Below are 611 nucleotides of genomic sequence, written 5' to 3' on the forward strand. Positions count from 1 at the left end.
GGACGTGGTGAGCGTGGCCGTACCGCCGCTCAGCGTCCCGGTACCCAGCAGCGTGGCGCCCTCGAAGAAACTGACCGTACCGGTCGGCGTCCCCGCACCCGGCGCGACCGCGGACACCGTCGCCGTCAAGATCTTCCCCTGCCCGAACACCGACGGATCAGGAGCGGACGTGAGCACGGTCGCACTCGCCGCCTGCGTCACCGTCTGACTGTCCACCGGGGACGTGGACGTGAGGTAGCTCGTGTTCCCTTGGTAGACGGCGGTCAGGGGGTGGGTGCCGACGCCGAGGCTGGACGTGGTGAGGGTGGCCGTGCCACCGCTCAGCGTCCCGGTACCGAGGAGGGTGGCGCCCTCGAAGAAGCTGACCGTACCGGCCGGCGTGCCGCCACCCGGCGCGACCGCGGACACGGTCGCCGTCAGGGTCTTCGCCTGACCGAACACCGAGGGGTCCGGTGCCGAGGTGAGCACGGTGCTCGTACTGGCCTTGGTGACCGTGGCGTTGACGGTGGGCGAAGTGGATCCGTTGAAGTTCGCGTCGCCCCCGTAGACGGCTCGAACCCCACGCACCCCTACGGGGAGGGTCGATGTCGTCAGGGTCGCCACGCCACCGA

At 70.4% G+C, this 611-nt stretch carries 1 protein-coding gene; it reads right to left on the minus strand.

Annotated features, from left to right (window positions below):
- The coding region (locus VT52_RS34865) for an Ig-like domain-containing protein (protein ID WP_276208004.1) at window positions 1-603 on the minus strand (603 nt) is incomplete at its 3' end.
- Window positions 604-611 lie beyond the last annotated feature (8 nt).

It is taken from the genome of Streptomyces malaysiense (assembly GCF_000980885.2).
In the GTDB taxonomy this organism is placed as follows: Bacteria; Actinomycetota; Actinomycetes; order Streptomycetales; family Streptomycetaceae; genus Streptomyces; species Streptomyces malaysiense.